The sequence below is a fragment of the Bradyrhizobium sp. genome (assembly GCF_030646015.1).
GTDB lineage: Bacteria > Pseudomonadota > Alphaproteobacteria > Rhizobiales > Xanthobacteraceae > Bradyrhizobium.
Genome location: NZ_JAUSLT010000128.1, coordinates 50,547 through 65,807, shown reverse-complemented (window position 1 = coordinate 65,807; position 15,261 = coordinate 50,547). Strand labels below are relative to the sequence as shown.

The 15,261-nt window shown below is 64.3% G+C and carries 14 protein-coding genes and 1 pseudogene; 5 read left to right on the top strand and 10 right to left on the bottom strand.

Annotation, left to right across the window (positions count from 1 at the left end; all coding sequences use genetic code 11):
* Positions 1–409: 409 nt before the first annotated feature.
* The 8 genes from Q7T45_RS19920 to sdhC all read right to left on the bottom strand — a co-directional run bounded on the left by Q7T45_RS19920 (position 410) and on the right by sdhC (position 7,945).
* Positions 410–691 carry a hypothetical protein gene (locus Q7T45_RS19920; protein WP_304872907.1) on the bottom strand — a complete coding sequence of 94 codons (282 nt, stop codon included), beginning with the start codon at positions 689–691 and terminating at the stop codon, positions 410–412.
* 121 nt (positions 692–812) lie between these two features.
* Positions 813–1,199: a VOC family protein gene (locus tag Q7T45_RS19915; protein ID WP_304872906.1), complete on the bottom strand. Its 387-nt coding sequence runs from the start codon at positions 1,197–1,199 to the stop codon at positions 813–815.
* A 33-nt stretch (positions 1,200–1,232) separates the two neighbouring features.
* On the bottom strand, positions 1,233–2,060 hold the full coding sequence (locus Q7T45_RS19910; protein ID WP_304872905.1) for an FkbM family methyltransferase: 828 nt from the start codon (positions 2,058–2,060) through the stop codon (positions 1,233–1,235).
* Positions 2,061–2,282: 222 nt separating this feature from the next.
* Complete coding sequence (locus Q7T45_RS19905; RefSeq protein ID WP_304872904.1) at positions 2,283–4,241, bottom strand: ABC transporter ATP-binding protein/permease; 1,959 nt, start codon at positions 4,239–4,241, stop codon at positions 2,283–2,285.
* A gap of 134 nt (positions 4,242–4,375) precedes the next feature.
* Positions 4,376–5,158, bottom strand: a complete 783-nt coding sequence (locus tag Q7T45_RS19900; RefSeq protein WP_304872902.1) for a succinate dehydrogenase iron-sulfur subunit — start codon at positions 5,156–5,158, stop codon at positions 4,376–4,378.
* A 154-nt stretch (positions 5,159–5,312) separates the two neighbouring features.
* Complete coding sequence (gene sdhA / locus Q7T45_RS19895) at positions 5,313–7,148, bottom strand: succinate dehydrogenase flavoprotein subunit (protein ID WP_304872901.1); 1,836 nt, start codon at positions 7,146–7,148, stop codon at positions 5,313–5,315.
* Between the two features lie 3 nt (positions 7,149–7,151).
* On the bottom strand, positions 7,152–7,550 hold the full coding sequence (gene sdhD / locus Q7T45_RS19890) for a succinate dehydrogenase, hydrophobic membrane anchor protein (protein WP_304872900.1): 399 nt from the start codon (positions 7,548–7,550) through the stop codon (positions 7,152–7,154).
* Complete coding sequence (gene sdhC / locus Q7T45_RS19885; protein WP_304872898.1) at positions 7,547–7,945, bottom strand: succinate dehydrogenase, cytochrome b556 subunit; 399 nt, start codon at positions 7,943–7,945, stop codon at positions 7,547–7,549. Before sdhC ends, sdhD begins: the two co-directional genes overlap by 4 nt.
* A gap of 243 nt (positions 7,946–8,188) precedes the next feature.
* Here sdhC and Q7T45_RS19880 point away from each other — a divergent pair, with 243 nt between their 5' ends.
* On the top strand, positions 8,189–9,043 hold the full coding sequence (locus Q7T45_RS19880) for a sulfite exporter TauE/SafE family protein (protein ID WP_304872896.1): 855 nt from the start codon (positions 8,189–8,191) through the stop codon (positions 9,041–9,043).
* 169 nt (positions 9,044–9,212) lie between these two features.
* On the opposite strand, the gene Q7T45_RS19875 is transcribed toward Q7T45_RS19880, so the two are convergent.
* Entirely contained in the window at positions 9,213–10,739 is a 1,527-nt protein-coding gene (locus tag Q7T45_RS19875) for a malonyl-CoA synthase (protein WP_304872894.1), read from the bottom strand.
* Positions 10,740–10,825: 86 nt separating this feature from the next.
* Between Q7T45_RS19875 and Q7T45_RS19870 the strand changes: the two genes are divergently transcribed.
* From Q7T45_RS19870 to Q7T45_RS19855, 4 genes are all read left to right on the top strand, one after another.
* Positions 10,826–11,587, top strand: coding sequence for an SDR family oxidoreductase (locus Q7T45_RS19870; protein WP_304872892.1), 762 nt, complete (start codon positions 10,826–10,828; stop codon positions 11,585–11,587).
* Positions 11,588–11,949: 362 nt separating this feature from the next.
* A complete protein-coding gene (locus tag Q7T45_RS19865) occupies positions 11,950–12,537 on the top strand; it encodes a fasciclin domain-containing protein (RefSeq protein ID WP_304872891.1) in 588 nt (195 codons plus the stop codon).
* A gap of 195 nt (positions 12,538–12,732) precedes the next feature.
* Complete coding sequence (locus Q7T45_RS19860; RefSeq protein ID WP_304872889.1) at positions 12,733–13,365, top strand: cytochrome b/b6 domain-containing protein; 633 nt, start codon at positions 12,733–12,735, stop codon at positions 13,363–13,365.
* A 24-nt stretch (positions 13,366–13,389) separates the two neighbouring features.
* Positions 13,390–14,175, top strand: a complete 786-nt coding sequence (locus Q7T45_RS19855; protein WP_304872888.1) for a molybdopterin-dependent oxidoreductase — start codon at positions 13,390–13,392, stop codon at positions 14,173–14,175.
* 188 nt (positions 14,176–14,363) lie between these two features.
* On the opposite strand, the pseudogene Q7T45_RS19850 reads toward Q7T45_RS19855, so the two are convergent.
* A pseudogene (locus tag Q7T45_RS19850) lies at positions 14,364–15,239 on the bottom strand (shikimate dehydrogenase); the annotation flags it as partial.
* Between the last annotated feature and the right edge of the window lie 22 nt (positions 15,240–15,261).

Sequence of the window (15,261 nt, the reverse complement as noted above, 5' to 3'; positions counted from 1 at the left end):
CGGCGGTGGGGGTGGAGCGGCACGGGGCGGCGGCGCGGCGGCGGGCGGCGGCGGCGGCGCCGCGGGACGTGGAGCAGCAGCGGGCGGTGCGGGCTTCGGCTTGGGTTTTCCATCCGGACCAACATCCTTGTCCGCCTGCGCCACCACGATCGGGGCGGTTTGCGCGTACGATGAAGGTGCAGCGAATTGCATTGCCGTAAGCGCTGTCGTGGCGAGCAGCACGAGGCGAAGGTGTGTCATATGGTTTGAACCCCGGGGAATGGAAACAAGATTGGCAATCAACGAATAAGCGTTGGGCCGGATTGTGGCGGCCTGCAATGGCGAAGCTTCTTTTATTTCAACGCACGCAGCGCCTGAAGGCGCAATTATTCATTGCGCATTCAGACGCTGGTTGTGAACGCAATGGGAGTTACATCGTTCCCGGCGGCACATGCGATATACTGGGATTCAAATCTGTCTGCGAGCCCGGCAAATCGGCCGTCGCGGGGTTAGGCGAGGTTGGACCCGGCGGTCCCCGCACCGGCAACTCCTCGGGCGTTTGTCCGGGCAACTCTTCGGGGCGCGCCGGCGCGCCGGGCTCGCGCATCGGCGGAGGCACATCGGGCTGCGGATTTCCCGGCGGACTTTCCTGCGGCGGCTCGGTCGGCTGTCCGGGCTTGATCGGCGGATCCTCCAGCGGATCGATTCCCATCTACATCGCCACCCTGGCGCTGTCCGTGCCGTGGGCGGTATTGTCGTTGGCCATGTCGTGGCTCCCTGTGCTGGAGCGACAACGGCGGCGATCCCGCGATGTTCCGCCGAGCCGGAGCCGGTCACTCCGGCGCGTGGCACACCGCTTCGATGTTGTGGCCATCGGGATCGAGCGCGAAGGCGCCGTAATAACTGGGATGATAGTGGGCGCGGATGCCGGGCGGGCCATTATCGCGTCCGCCCGCCGCCAAGGCCGCCTGGTAGAAGGCATCGACTGTGGCGCGGTCTTTGGCATGAATGGCGACATGCAGCGGCTTGTTCAATCCGCCTTCGCCGCCGATCCAGAAATCCGGTTTGCCGTCGGCGCCGAACCCGGCTGCGGGATCATGGCCGGTCTGTTCCTGCGTCACTTCCATGACGAGGCTGTAGCCGAGCGGCGCCAACGCCTTGAGATAGAACGCCTTGGCGCGCTCGTAGTCGGAAACCGGGAAGCCGATGTGGTCGATCATCGAAAGATCTCCTCTGGTTCGTTCAGGCGGCCATCATTGCCTCACCAGCAACGTGTTGCTGCGGGTCTTGCCGGTCTCGGCGTAGCCGCGCGCGCGCATGTCGGCAATGCAGTCCGCCAGCCACTCGTTGCGCGACAGATGCTCGATCACGACCGCGCGCGGCCATAGCGACGGCGGCGCCTCCCTGAAAAAACCGGTCAGCACGCGGTCCTCAAAACCCTCGACGTCGATCTTCAAGGCGTCGACCTGCGACACGCCGGCCTCATCGAGGATGCGCTGCAGCCGCAGCGCCGGCACCTTGAAGGCATTGCCGGCGGGCTGGCCGGTCACGATGTGGCTGGCGCCGAGATTGTCGCCGTCGGTCTCGATCAGCAACTCGCCGTCCGCAGGTCCCGCGGCTGCGGCCACCAGCTTCACCTCGGCGGCGCCGGATGCTTCGCAGTTGAATTTCAGCCGCGCATGCGTCACCGGATGCGGCTCGATCGCGATCACCTTGCCATTGGCGCCGACGTGCCGCGCCAGCGCCAGCGCATAGGTGCCGACATTGGCGCCGACATCGACGAACACGCCGCCTTTGCGGCAGTGGCTGCGCAGGAAATCCAGCTCCTCGACATTGTAGTCGGGATTGAACAGCGCGCCGCGCTCGGTGGCGCTGGCCTGATGATAGAACCGGAACGACGCGCCCTGATACGACACGTCGAGCGGGCCGGCGCGCAGCAAATTGACCAGCCGCGATAGCATCGGGCGGAACGCGCCGCGCTTCAGCCGGGAGCGCTGCGCCAGCGAGATGATTGCAGCCTGCGCGCCATTCGGCGCGAACGCGCCGAACGGCGCGGGAGTGGGGTCGTTGGCGGGTTTCAAGCGGGTTTCCTCGGTGGCGACGCAAGCGGCGCATGCATAGCCGAGTTTGTACGCTGTTCCAACGCGGCTGTTCTTCCCCTCTCCCCTTGTGGGAGAGGGTGGCACGGACGCGCGAAGCGCGTTCGTGACCGGTGAGGGGTCTGTCTGCGCGGATAGAGACCCCTCATCCGGCGCGCTCAGGAGCGCGCCATCTTCTCCCACAAGGGGAGAAGGGAAGAAAGCTCACGCCGCTGCTGTTGGCGCCGGCTTGCGATGCCGCAAAAAGCGGCCGAGCAGGCGGCGCTTGCCCTTGCGTGGAATGAGATCGATGTCGCTGACCAGTTTGGCGCCGCCCTTGCGGCGCTCCAACACGATCTTGCGGCTGTGGAACGCCTCCAGCTCGGCGCGATGGCCGACGCTGACCACGGTGGCGTTGGGCAGTTCCTGGTTCATCAGCTCCATCATCTTGTCCTGGCTCTTTTCATCGAGCGCCGAGGTCGCCTCATCCAGCACGATGATGTCGGGGCTGTGCAGAAACAGACGCGCAAACGCCAGCCGCTGCTTCTCGCCGCCGGACAGCGTCTGGTCCCATGGCGCGTCTTCCCCGATCTTTTCCTTCAGGTGCCCGAGGCCGACCTTGTCCAGCGCCTCGCCGATCGCTTCCACCGTCCAGTCCTCGGCGGCGCCGGGATAGGCCACCGCGCGGCGCAGCGTGCCGGAGGGCACGTAAGGTTTTTGCGGCAGCATGAACAGCCGCCGGTCGGGATGGAAATTGATGCTGCCGCCGCCCCATGGCCACAGCCCCGCGATCGCCCGCACCAATGTGCTCTTGCCGGTGCCGGATTCGCCTGAAACCAGCAATCGCTCGCCGGACTCGATCACCACTTCGGCTTCGCCGACGACGGCGGTGCCGTCATCCAGCGTCACCGAAAGCTCGTTGAGGCTGAGCATGGCCTCGCCTTCGGTCTCGCCGCGCTGGATCCGGCCGATGCCGTCGCCGCGCTCGGCGCGCTCCAGCCCGTCGAGCGACATCATCAGCGAGGCGATACGGCGCGCGCAGGCGTTCCAGTCGGCCAGCCGCGGATAATTGTCGACCAGCCAGCCGAATGCGCTCTGCACGATGGTGAAGGCGGAGGCCGCCTGCATCACCTGCCCGAGCGACATGCTGCCGTCGAGAAATTTTGGCGCACACAGCAGCAATGGCACCACGGGTGCGATCAGGCTGGAGCCCTGCGACACCAGCGTGGTGCGCATGTGCTGGCCTGCCAGCCGCGCCCACTGCCGCAACACCTTGGTAAAATTCTTGTCGATGCCGTCGCGTTCTTCCTCCTCGCCGCCCAGCAGCGCGATGCTTTCGCCGTTCTCGCGCACGCGAATCAGGGTGTAGCGGAATTCGGCTTCGGCCTGGTTCTTGTCCTCGGAGACCTGCACGAAGCTGCGGCCGATCGTCATGATCGAACCCGAGGCGATCGCGGCATAGAGCACGGCGGCAATGACGAGGAAGCCGGGAATGGTGATGGTCGAACCCGCCACCGTCACCGTCAGCGCGCCGCCGATGGTCCAGAGCACCACGATGAAGGTGGTCGCCGACAGGAATGCCGAGGTCACGCCGGCGGCAAAATCCACCGGCGCATCGGTTGCGACCCGTAGATCCTCGGCGATGCGATGCTCCGGGTTCTTGTGATCGCCGCTGACGAGGTTGAGCTGGTAATAGCGGCCGTTGCTCAGCCAGCGCGACAGCACCGAATTGGTCAGCCAGGCGCGCCAGCGGCGCTGAATTCCCATCCGGGTGAAGACCTGGATCACGCCGAGCAGGACGCTGCCGATCGCCAGCGGGAAAAACACCCCGGTCAGATACAGCACGCTGGCCGAATCGCGCTTCTCGATGGCGTCGAAGATCGCCCGATTCCAGACATTGATGCCGTACTGGAAACCGACATTGACGACGATCAGGATCAAGAGCCCGATCGAGAAGATCCATGCCAGCCGGTCGCCGCTCTTGCCCCAGAATCCCTTGGCGCTGATCCAGAACCGCGTCAGCAGATAATCCTTGCGGACCTGCTCGGCCTCCTCCGGCGTCAATTCCGGATCGGGCTCCAGCAATTCCGGCGGTGGCGGCTCGACATGCTGGCCGCCTTCGGCGGCAACCTCGACGAATTCCGATTTCCTGGCAGATTTGGACGTCGCGGGAGGTCTGGACATGGCGCGATAACACGAAGGAAATCAAAAGGTTCCATTCGGTTCCAGGTGCCGCCGTCGCATCCGTTCCCGGATTGCGCCATCGGCACGGCGCTTCGCGCCGACCGGCTGGCTCCATCCGGGCTACGGGATCGAAGCTAGATCTGCCGCTCGACCAGCTTCAGCTTGAGCTCGGCGATCGCCTCGGAGGGGTTGAGACCCTTCGGGCAGGCCTTGGCGCAGTTCATGATGGTGTGGCAGCGGTAGAGCCGGAACGGATCCTCGAGATTGTCGAGCCGCTCGCCGGTGGCTTCGTCGCGGCTGTCCTTGACCCAGCGGGTCGCCTGCAGCAGCGCGGCGGGCCCGAGGAAGCGGTCGCTGTTCCACCAGTAGCTCGGGCAGGAGGTCGAGCAGCAGGCGCACAGAATGCATTCGTAGAGGCCGTCGAGCTTTTCGCGGTCCTCGTGGCTCTGCCGCCATTCCTTCTGCGGCGTCGGCGTGGTGGTCTTCAGCCACGGCTCGATCGAGGCGTATTGCGCGTAGAAATTGGTCAGGTCCGGCACCAGGTCCTTCACCACCGGCTGGTGCGGCAGCGGATTGACCTTGACCGCGCCGTCCTTCACGTCGTGCATCGACTTGGTGCAGGCCAGCGTGTTCTGGCCGTCGATGTTCATGGCGCAGGAGCCGCAGACGCCTTCGCGGCAGGAGCGGCGGAAGGTCAGCGTCGGATCGATGTGGTTCTTGATCCAGATCAGGCCGTCGAGCACCATCGGCCCGCAATCATTGATGTCGATATGATAGGTGTCGATGCCGGGATTCTTGCCGTCGTCCGGGTTCCAGCGATACACTTTGAACTCGCGCGTCTCGGTCGCGCCCGCAGGCTTCGGCCAGGTCTTGCCGCCGGTGATTTTCGAGTTTTTCGGAAGCGCGAATTCAACCATTTCTCTAGCCTTTCGTCATTCCGGGATGCGCCATCGGTCGGCTATTGCCGACCTGAGGCGCAGGCCCGGAATCCATACTCCCCGTCGTGGTTATGGATTCCGGACTCGCTCGCTTCGCTCGCGCCCCGGAATGACGGGCTGGGGTTGTTGTTGCTCAATACACCCGCGCCTTCGGCGGGATGTACTGAACGTCGTTGGTCATCGTGTAGTCGTGCACCGGGCGGTAATCGATCGCGGTTTTGCCGCCGTCGTCGATCCAGGCCAGCGTGTGCTTCATCCAGTTCTTGTCGTCGCGGTCCGGAAAATCCTCGCGGGCATGGGCGCCGCGGCTTTCCGAGCGGTTGGCGGCCGAATCCATCGTCACCACCGCCTGCACGATCAGATTGTCGAATTCCATGGTTTCGACCAGGTCGGAATTCCAGGTCAGCGAACGGTCGGTCGTCGAGATGTCGCCGATGCCGCCGTGCACCTTGTGAATCAGGTTCTGGCCCTCGGTCAGGATCTCGCCGGTGCGGAACACGGCGCAGTTATTCTGCATCACATGCTGCATGCTGTCGCGCAGTTTTGCCGTGGGCGTCCCGCCGGAGGCGTGGCGGAAGTGGTCGAGCCGTCCCAGCGCCTTGTCGGCGGAGCCGACAGGCAATTCCGGCTGGCTGGCGTTGGGCGTCAGCTTCTCGGCGCAGCGCAGCGCCGCGGCGCGGCCGAACACCACGAGATCGATCAGCGAATTGGAGCCGAGCCGGTTGGCGCCATGCACGGAGACGCAGGCGGCCTCCCCGAGCGCCATCAGGCCGGGCACGGTGGCATTGTCGTCGCCGTCCTTCTTGGTCAGCACTTCGCCGTGATAATTGGTGGGAATGCCGCCCATGTTGTAGTGCACCGTCGGCGTGATCGGGATCGGCTCGCGGGTGACGTCGACATTGGCGAAGATCTTGGCCGATTCGGAGATGCCCGGCAGCCGCTCCTGCAGCACCTTGGGATCGAGATGGTCGAGGTGCAGGTAGATGTGATCCTTCTTCTTGCCGACGCCGCGGCCTTCGCGGATCTCGATGGTCATCGAGCGCGAGACCACGTCGCGCGAGGCGAGGTCCTTGGCCGACGGCGCATAGCGCTCCATGAAACGCTCGCCCTCGGAATTGACGAGATAGCCGCCCTCGCCGCGCGCGCCCTCGGTGACGAGGCAGCCGGCGCCGTAAATCCCGGTCGGATGGAACTGGACGAATTCCATGTCCTGCAGCGGCAGCCCGGCCCGCAGCACCATGCCGCCGCCGTCGCCGGTGCAGGTATGCGCCGAGGTGCAGGAGGCATAGGCGCGGCCATAGCCGCCGGTCGCGAGGATCGTCGTCTGCGCGCGAAAGCGATGCAGCGTGCCGTCGTCGAGTTTCAGCGCGATCACGCCGCGGCAGGCGCCCTGGTCGTCCATGATCAGGTCGATGGCGAAGAATTCGATGTAGAATTCCGCGGCATGGCGCAGCGCCTGGCCGTACATGGTGTGCAGCATGGCATGGCCGGTGCGGTCGGCGGCGGCGCAGGTGCGCTGCGCCTGGCCCTTGCCGTAGTCCAGCGTCATGCCGCCGAACGGCCGCTGGTAGATCTTGCCGTCTTCGGTGCGCGAGAACGGCACGCCCCAGTGTTCGAGCTCGTAGACCGCCTCGGGCGCGTTGCGCACCATGTATTCGATGGCGTCCTGGTCGCCCAGCCAGTCCGACCCCTTGACGGTGTCGTACATATGCCAGCGCCAGTTGTCCTCGTGCATGTTGCCGAGCGCCGCCGAAATGCCGCCCTGGGCGGCGACCGTGTGGGAGCGGGTCGGAAATACCTTGGTGATGCAGGCGGTGCGCAGGCCGGCCTCGCTGCAGCCGACCACGGCGCGCAGGCCTGCGCCGCCGGCACCGACCACGACGACGTCATAGGTGTGGTCTTCGATCGGATAGGCTTTTCCGTTGGTGGCCTTGCCGTTACCTTCAGCGGCCGAATCTTTGGAAGCCATGGGTTACACTCCCGATGACATTTTGAGTATCGCGTAAATTGAGGCGAGCGCCACCGCGATACAGAAGAAATTATTGGCCATCACGCTGGCGAGCTTGATCTTCTCATTGTGCACGTAGTCTTCGATCACGACCTGCATGCCGATCTTCATGTGCCAGGCACTGGCGACGATGAAGAGCAGCATGATGATCGCGATGGGCAGCGAGCTGAAGATTTGCTTGGCACCCGCCTGGTTGCTGCCGATCAGCATCAAGACCACCACGATGACAGGCACGATCAGCACGGTCATCGCGACAGCGGTAAGGCGCTGCCGCCAGAAATCGGAAGTGCCGGAATGCGAGGAGCCGAGGCTGCGGACGCGCGCCAGCGGCGTGCGCATCGAGGGAGACTTGGGCACGCTCATCGTCCGCCTCCGATCGCATAGGCGGCGATCCACACCAGCACGGTCAGCGAAATGCCGCCGATCAGCGCGCCCCAGGTCATCGCTTCACGCTCGTTGGCCTTGAAACCGTAGCCGAGGTCCCAGACCAGATGCCGCAGGCCGGAAAGCAGATGATGCATCAGCGCCCATGTGTAGCCGAACACGATCAGCTTGCCGATGATGCTGCCGGTAAAGGCCTGCACATTGGCGTAGGCGCCGGGGCCGGAGGCCGCCGCAATCAGCCACCACGCCAGCAACAGGGTACCGAAATACAGCGCCACGCCGGTGGCACGGTGCACGATGGACAGCGCCATCGTCAGGGTCCAGCGGTAGGTCTGCAAATGGGGCGAAAGCGGTCGTTCGATCCTGGCGGTCATCGGCGGCTTTGATGGGTTGGCGGGCTGCGAGGCCCTTCGTGGATCGCGATAGACAAATTCTATTTACGAACTCGAAACAATGAGCGCAACGACGAAAATCGCCAATTGCGAACCGTGATTCACACCTATGGATGTGCCCTGCAATTGTGGCCGTTGACAAGGTCTGCGGCTGCTGGTGGCTGGTATACCTGAAGCACGATTCATGAACGCGCGCAGGCGGGCCGCGAGGCAAAGGAACCAGAGATGGCAATCGGCGGGCTTGGTGTCTCGGAACTTGCCGAACTGGCGCTTTTATTGGTGGCGGTGGGCGCGCTGTCGGGCTTCCTCGCCGGCCTGTTCGGGATCGGCGGTGGCGCCATCCTGGTCCCGGTATTTTACGAATGCTTCCGGCTGGCCGGCGTCCCTCTCGAAGTGCGGATGCCGCTGTGCATCGGGACATCGCTCGCCATCATCATTCCGACCTCGATCCGCGCCTGGCGCGCCCATCATGTCAGGGGCACGGTGGACCTTGAGATCCTCCGGGCATGGTGGCTGCCGGTGCTCACAGGCGTGATCGCCGGCGCTGTGACCGCGCGCTACGCGCCGGAGCGGCTGTTCAAGATCGTGTTCGTGATGGTGGCATGGTCGGCCGCGACGCGGCTGCTGCTGGCGCGCGAGGGCTGGAAGCTCGGCGACGACCTGCCGAAGGGGCCGCTGATGAAACTCTACGGCTTCGTCGTCGGCCTGCTCTCGACGCTGATGGGGGTCGGCGGCGGATTGTTCTCCAATCTGCTGCTGACGTTTTACGGCCGGCCGCTGCTGCAGGCGGTCGCGACCTCCTCGGCGCTGGCGGTGCTGATCTCGATTCCCGGCGCGCTCGGCTACGTCTATGCCGGCTGGCCGGCCGCCATGCGTTATCCCGAGGTCGCAGCACTTCAGCTGCCGTTCGCGCTCGGCTATGTCTCGCTGATCGGCGCCGTGCTGGTCATGCCGACCAGCCTCCTGACCGCGCCGCTCGGCGTCAGGGCAGCCCATGCGGTATCGAAGCGCACGCTGGAGGTGGCGTTCGGGTGCTATCTGTTCATCGTCGGCGGAAGGTTCGTGATCAGCCTGCTGTGAAGTGCTCAAGGCGGGGACGGCGCTAGACGCCAGCTTCCTCAACCCGTCGTTCCTGCGAACGCAGGAACCCATACCGCGTGATTCATCGTTCGAGAATGCTGTTGGACGACGTCTCGTCACCACAGATGACCGGGATTATGGGCCCCTGCGTTCGCAGGGGCGACGACAATTACTTCGCGTAGATCTTCGCGTAGGTATCGCGCAAGATGTTCTTCTGCACCTTGCCCATGGCATTGCGGGGCAATTCCTCGACCACGATCACCCGCTTCGGCATCTTGAACTTTGCCAATCGGCCGTCGAGCGCCTTCAGCACCGAGGCTTCGTCGATCTTGGCGCCCTTGTCGCACACCAGCACCGCGGTGACGCCCTCGCCGAAATCGGCGTGCGGCACGCCGATCACGGCGGATTCGATCACGCCCGGCATGGCGTCGATCTCGCTCTCGATTTCCTTCGGGTAGACGTTGAAACCGCCTGAAATCACCAGGTCCTTGCCGCGGCCGAGAATGTGCACATAGCCCTTGGCGTCGATCTTGCCGAGATCGCCGGTGATGAAAAACCCGTCGTCGCGGAATTCGGCTTTTGTCTTTTCGGGCATGCGCCAGTAGCCCTTGAACACGTTGGGGCCCTTGACCTCGATCATCCCTATGGTTTCCGGCCCCAGGATCTTGCCGGTTTCGGGATCGGTGACGCGCACGGACACGCCGGGGAGCGCATGGCCGACCGCCCCGGGCACGCGATCGCCGTCATAGGGGTTTGAGGTGTTCATGTTGGTCTCGGTCATGCCGTAGCGCTCCAGCACGGCGTGGCCGGTGCGCGCAGCCCATTCGCGGTGGGTGTCGGCAAGCAATGGCGCCGAGCCCGAAACGAACAGCCGCATATGCCTGGTCGACTCCTTGGTCAGCGCCGGGCTTTGCAGCAGTCGCGTGTAAAACGTCGGCACGCCCATCATCACCGTGGCGCGCGCCATCAGCTTGATGATGAGTTCCGGATCGAATTTCGGCAGGAAGATCATCGCGGCGCGCGCGAACAGCGTGACGTTGCTGGCCACGAACAGGCCGTGGGTGTGATAGATCGGCAGCGCGTGGATCAGCACGTCCTTGTCGGTGAAGCGCCAGTAATCGACCAGCGAGAGCGAATTCGACGCCAGATTGTCGTGCGTCAGCATCGCGCCCTTGGAGCGCCCCGTGGTGCCCGAGGTGTAGAGAATGGCGGCGAGATCGTCGTCGGCGCGCTCGACGGTTTCGAATTCCGCCGTCACCGTGGCTGCGGCCTGCGTCAGGGATCCCTGGCCATCGGCGCCCAGCGTCTCGACCCTGGCACCGACTTTTGCGGCGATCGCGCCGATGCCATCCGCCTTCGAGGGGTCGCACACCACCAGCGACGGCTCGGCGTCGCCGATGAAATATTCCAGTTCGTTCAGCGTATAGGCGGTGTTGAGCGGCAGATAGACCGCGCCGGCGCGAACGGTGGCGAGATAGAGCACCAGGCCCGCCACCGACTTCTCGGTTTGCGCTGCAACGCGGTCGCCGGGCTTGACGCCCCTGGACACCAGCACATTCGCCATCTGCCCGGCGCGGGCCATCAGGTCGCCATAGCTGATGTGCTGCCCGTCGGGCGTCTCGATCGCGAGGCGCGAGGGATCGTCGAGGCCGTCGAACAGGCGGGAAAACAGGTTGGCGTTGGCGGTGGTGTTCATGCAACATTCCCTGAGGGGCGATGGCCGGTCAGTCTGAGCGCTGCATTAGCAAAAACGCCCTTCAAAAAGCAACGGAGACAGTTTGCATGTCAAATAACGGGAAACGCGTAGCCTGGGTGACCGGCGGCGGTAGCGGCATCGGCGAAGCCGGTGCGGAAGCCCTTGCCGCGGATGGCTGGACGGTGGTGGTTTCGGGGCGCCGCAAGGATGCGCTGGATGCGGTGGTGGCGAAGATCGCCGCAAGCGGCGGCAAGGCCGAGGCGATCGCGCTCGATGTCAGCCGGTCCGATGACGTGACCAAGGCCGCCGAACAAATTCTTGCCAAGCACGGCCGCATCGATCTCCTGGTCAACAGCGCCGGCATCAATGTGCCGAAGCGCAGCTGGGCCGATATGGAACTGGACGGCTGGAACAAACTGGTCGAGATCAATCTCAACGGCGTGCTGTATTGCATGCGCGCGGTGTTGCCGGCGATGCGCAAGCAGAAGGACGGCTGCATCATCAACGTGGCGTCGTGGGCGGGCCGTCACGTCTCGAAAATGCCGGGGCCGGCCTACACCACGACAAAACATGCGGTGCTGGCGCTGACCCATTCGTTCAACATGGATGAATGCGTCAACGGCCTGCGGGCCTGCTGCCTGTCGCCCGGCGAGGTCGCGACCCCGATCCTGAAGCTGCGGCCGGTGGTGCCGAGCGAGGCCGAGCAGGCGAAGATGCTGCAGCCCGAGGATTGCGGCCGCACCATCGCCTTCGTAGCTTCCATGCCGCCGCGGGTCTGCATCAACGAAATCCTGATCAGCCCGACGCATAATCGCGGATTCATTCAGACGCCGAATAACCGGGATTAGTCACGGCGCCTTTCTTACCTCTCCCGCTTGCTTGCGGGGGAGGTCGACGCGCTCGGCAGCGCAATTGCGCGCCGGAGCGCGGCGGGTGGGGGAATGCCTCAACAGGCACTGCGCCCGCGGAAGCGCCCCCACCCCAACCCTCCCCCGCAAGAGCGGGAGAGGGGGCGCAGCGACGTATGCCCCCCACGGATGGGGCCGAAAATAGTTTCAGACATCACGATAAAGTTTTGATCGAAACCCGCCCGAAGCCCTCCCGTAACTCGGCCCAACGGCGACGCAGTCTGACCAACCGGGCAAGCGTCGTTGTTGCCCCTTCAACGCCGGCGAACCGCCGGTCACCTCAATCATCGGGAGACGTTTCCATGTCCAAGCGTATTGCACTTTTCTCCGCCGCCGCCTTCGGCGCCCTGGCCCTGACCGCTGTTGTCATCGCGTCCGCCAGCGCTGAAGACAAGAAGATGATGAAGAGCGAAATGTCCGGCGAGAAGACCGTGATGGTCGGTGGCGCCGCGATGTTCCCCTCGAAGAACATCGTCGAGAACGCCGTCAACTCCAAGGATCACACCACGCTGGTGGCCGCGGTGAAGGCCGCCGGTCTGGTCGATACCCTGCAGAGCAAGGGCCCGTTCACCGTGTTCGCGCCTACCAATGCGGCGTTCGGCAAGCTGCCGGCCGGCACCGTCGACACCTTGGTGAAGCCCGAGAACAAGGCGACCCTGACCAAGATCCTGACCTACCACGTGGTAGCCGGGAAGATGGATGCCGCCAGCCTGACCGACGGCAAGAAGCTCAAGACCGTCGAAGGCGAAGAGCTGTCGGTCAAGCTGAAGGACGGCAAGGTCTGGATCGTCGACGCCAAGGGCGGCACCTCGATGGTAACGATCGCGAACGTCAATCAGTCAAACGGCGTGATCCACGTGGTCGACACCGTCCTGATGCCGGCGTCGTAACAGTCCGCGCCTGCCCCGCCCCGGACAGGATGCGCGACGGAGGAGCGAGCCGGGGCAACCCGGCTCGCTTTTTTGTGACCGCCATAGGCTCCAGGCATCAACCTGATAGCGCCTTGGCAGTAACGAACCGCCTGTAACCGGCGTATAAACCTGTATCGGCCTCCCTTTAGCACAGGAAAAGCCAGGGGAATCATCATGTCCAGCCTCGCCGTCAACGAACAGCCCACTGCCGCCGCCACATCGACAAAGGTCATCCAGCCGGCCTGGGTCCGCACCGTGCACTGGATCAACGCGGTGGCGATGGTGCTGATGATCATGTCGGGCTGGCAGATCTACAACGCCTCGCCGCTGTTCGACTTCACGTTCTCGAAGTCGATTACGCTGGGCGGCTGGCTCGGCGGCGCGCTGCTCTGGCATTTCGCGGCGATGTGGCTGCTGATGGTCAACGGCCTCGTCTACCTCGCGCTGGGTCTCGCCACCGGCCGTTTCCGCAAGAAGCTGCTGCCGATCACGCCGGAGGGCGTGATCGCCGATACCAGGGCTGCACTGACCGGCAAGCTCTCGCATGCCGACCTGACAAAATACAATTACGTCCAGAAGCTGCTCTATGCCGGGATCATCGTGGTCGGCATCCTTGTGGTGCTGTCGGGCCTGGCGATCTGGAAGCCGGTGCAGCTGCAATATCTGACGGCACTGTTCGGTGGTTATGATTTCGCGCGCTACGTCCACTTCTTCTGCATGGCGGCGATCGTCGCATTTCTGGTGGTGCACGTCGCGCTGGCGCTGCTGGTGCCGAAAAGCCTGCGCGCCATGATCATCGGTCGCTGAACACATTTTCGAGGAGGATACGTCATGGGCCGACTTCGCTCGCTTCTGATCCCCGGCGTCGACAAGCAGTTGCTGGTCAGGGACGCCACAAGGGTGATGCCCGATCTGGCGCGGCGGCGTTTCATCGCCGGCGGCGCCAGCCTCGGCGCGCTGACGCTGTTGACCGGCTGCGACGTGACCGACAGTTTTTCGGCCGAGTCGATGCTGAAGCAGATTTCGAAATTCAATGACGGCGTGCAGGCCGCGATCTTCAATCCCAACGCGCTGGCGCCGACCTTCCCGGAAAGCGCCATTACAAAGCCGTTCCCGTTCAACGCCTATTACGCGCTGGACGACGCTCCCACCATCGACGGCAAGGAGTGGAAGCTCGAGGTGCGCGGCCTCGTCGACAACAAGAAATCCTGGACACTGGAGGAGCTCTACAAGCTGCCGCAGGTCAAGCAGGTGACGCGCCATATCTGCGTCGAGGGCTGGAGCGCGATCGGAAGCTGGACCGGCACGCCGCTGCGCGATTTCCTCAAAATAATCGGCGCCGACAGCCGCGCCAGATATTGCTGGTTCCAGTGCGCCGATGCGGAAGGCTACAACTCACCGCTCGACATGGCCACCGCGCTGCATCCGCAGACCCAGATGACCTTCAAGTTCGGCGACGAAATTTTGCCGCGGGCCTATGGCTTCCCGATGAAGATCCGGGTGCCGACCAAGCTCGGCTTCAAGAATCCGAAATACGTGGTCTCGATGGAAGTCACCAACGACTACAAGGGCGGCTTCTGGGAAGACCAGGGCTATAATTCGTTCAGCGGGAGCTAGCTTCCTTCTCCCCTCCCTCCGCTGTGTCCGCCGAAGCCACTGGGCGAAGGCGGGCGCAGCGGCGGGGAGGGGTCGGGGGTGGGGGGTGCCTCCGCAAATTCGCTGTCAGTCGAATGCGCTGATAGACCCCCCACCCCCGACCCCTCCCCGCCACGCGCAAGGGCGCGTGGAGGGAGGGGAGACGATGAAGCGGCGTATCTTCCTGCCATCACGCCGTCGAATGCCATTCCCAGTTCGGCGATGGACGGCGCCAGTCCCGTGAAAAGTTCGAAGGCGTCCGCCGCCTGATGGATCGCGAGTTCTCGTCCGGTCATGACACGGGCGCCGCGGGCCTTCGCGGCGGTCAACAGCGGCGTCCAGAGCGGCGAATACACCGCATCGGCGACCCACAGCCCGGCATGCAGCAGCGTATCGGGAACCGGCGTATCGACGTTGGGCAGCATCCCGACCGGCGAGCCGTTGACCACGCCCGCCACACCCCGCAACGCATCCTCGACGCTCGTCGTAACGCATGCTGTTGCCTGGCCCTCAAGCCGGGCCGCCAGCTGCGCGGCCTTGGCGTGATCGCTATCGAAGATCCGCAATTCGCGGACGCCCAGCCCGGCCAGCGCAAATGCAATCGCCTTGCCGACGCCGCCGGCGCCGATCACGGCGACGGCGCCATGCGAGGAGGCGGCGACGAGGCCGGTGATGGCGCGCGCGAAACCGGTCGCATCGGTGTTGTGGCCGATCAACCTGTTGTCGCGGACGACGACGGTGTTGACGGCGCCGATCAGGGCGGCGCGCGGCGACAGTTCGTCGAGCAGGTCGAGCACGGCTTCCTTGTAGGGAAAGGTGACGTTGATGCCGGCGAACCCCAGCCGCCTGATACCCTCGAGCAGGATCTTGAGTTCTTCGTGCCCGGCATTGGCGACTTCGATCAGCTGATAATGGCAATGTACGCCCAGCGCTTTGGCCGCTTGTTCGTGCATCGCCGGCGAAGCCGACTGCGCGATCGGCGCACCGAGCAAGCCGGTGAGAAAGCGACCGTTTGTGGAACGCGGGCTGGGCGTCGCGGAATTCATCGTCCTGATCTCATTGGCGTCG

Excerpts from the sequence above, each read along its gene's own strand:
- Q7T45_RS19920 (WP_304872907.1), bottom strand. The coding sequence starts at position 691 with ATGGGAATCGATCCGCTGGAGGATCCGCCGATCAAGCCCGGACAGCCG.
- Q7T45_RS19915 (WP_304872906.1), bottom strand. The coding sequence starts at position 1,199 with ATGATCGACCACATCGGCTTCCCGGTTTCCGACTACGAGCGCGCCAAG.
- Q7T45_RS19905 (WP_304872904.1), bottom strand. The coding sequence starts at position 4,241 with ATGTCCAGACCTCCCGCGACGTCCAAATCTGCCAGGAAATCGGAATTC.
- Q7T45_RS19900 (WP_304872902.1), bottom strand. The coding sequence starts at position 5,158 with ATGGTTGAATTCGCGCTTCCGAAAAACTCGAAAATCACCGGCGGCAAG.
- sdhA (WP_304872901.1), bottom strand. The coding sequence starts at position 7,148 with ATGGCTTCCAAAGATTCGGCCGCTGAAGGTAACGGCAAGGCCACCAAC.
- sdhD (WP_304872900.1), bottom strand. The coding sequence starts at position 7,550 with ATGAGCGTGCCCAAGTCTCCCTCGATGCGCACGCCGCTGGCGCGCGTC.
- sdhC (WP_304872898.1), bottom strand. The coding sequence starts at position 7,945 with ATGACCGCCAGGATCGAACGACCGCTTTCGCCCCATTTGCAGACCTAC.
- Q7T45_RS19880 (WP_304872896.1), top strand. The coding sequence starts at position 8,189 with ATGGCAATCGGCGGGCTTGGTGTCTCGGAACTTGCCGAACTGGCGCTT.
- Q7T45_RS19875 (WP_304872894.1), bottom strand. The coding sequence starts at position 10,739 with ATGAACACCACCGCCAACGCCAACCTGTTTTCCCGCCTGTTCGACGGC.
- Q7T45_RS19870 (WP_304872892.1), top strand. The coding sequence starts at position 10,826 with ATGTCAAATAACGGGAAACGCGTAGCCTGGGTGACCGGCGGCGGTAGC.
- Q7T45_RS19865 (WP_304872891.1), top strand. The coding sequence starts at position 11,950 with ATGTCCAAGCGTATTGCACTTTTCTCCGCCGCCGCCTTCGGCGCCCTG.
- Q7T45_RS19860 (WP_304872889.1), top strand. The coding sequence starts at position 12,733 with ATGTCCAGCCTCGCCGTCAACGAACAGCCCACTGCCGCCGCCACATCG.
- Q7T45_RS19855 (WP_304872888.1), top strand. The coding sequence starts at position 13,390 with ATGGGCCGACTTCGCTCGCTTCTGATCCCCGGCGTCGACAAGCAGTTG.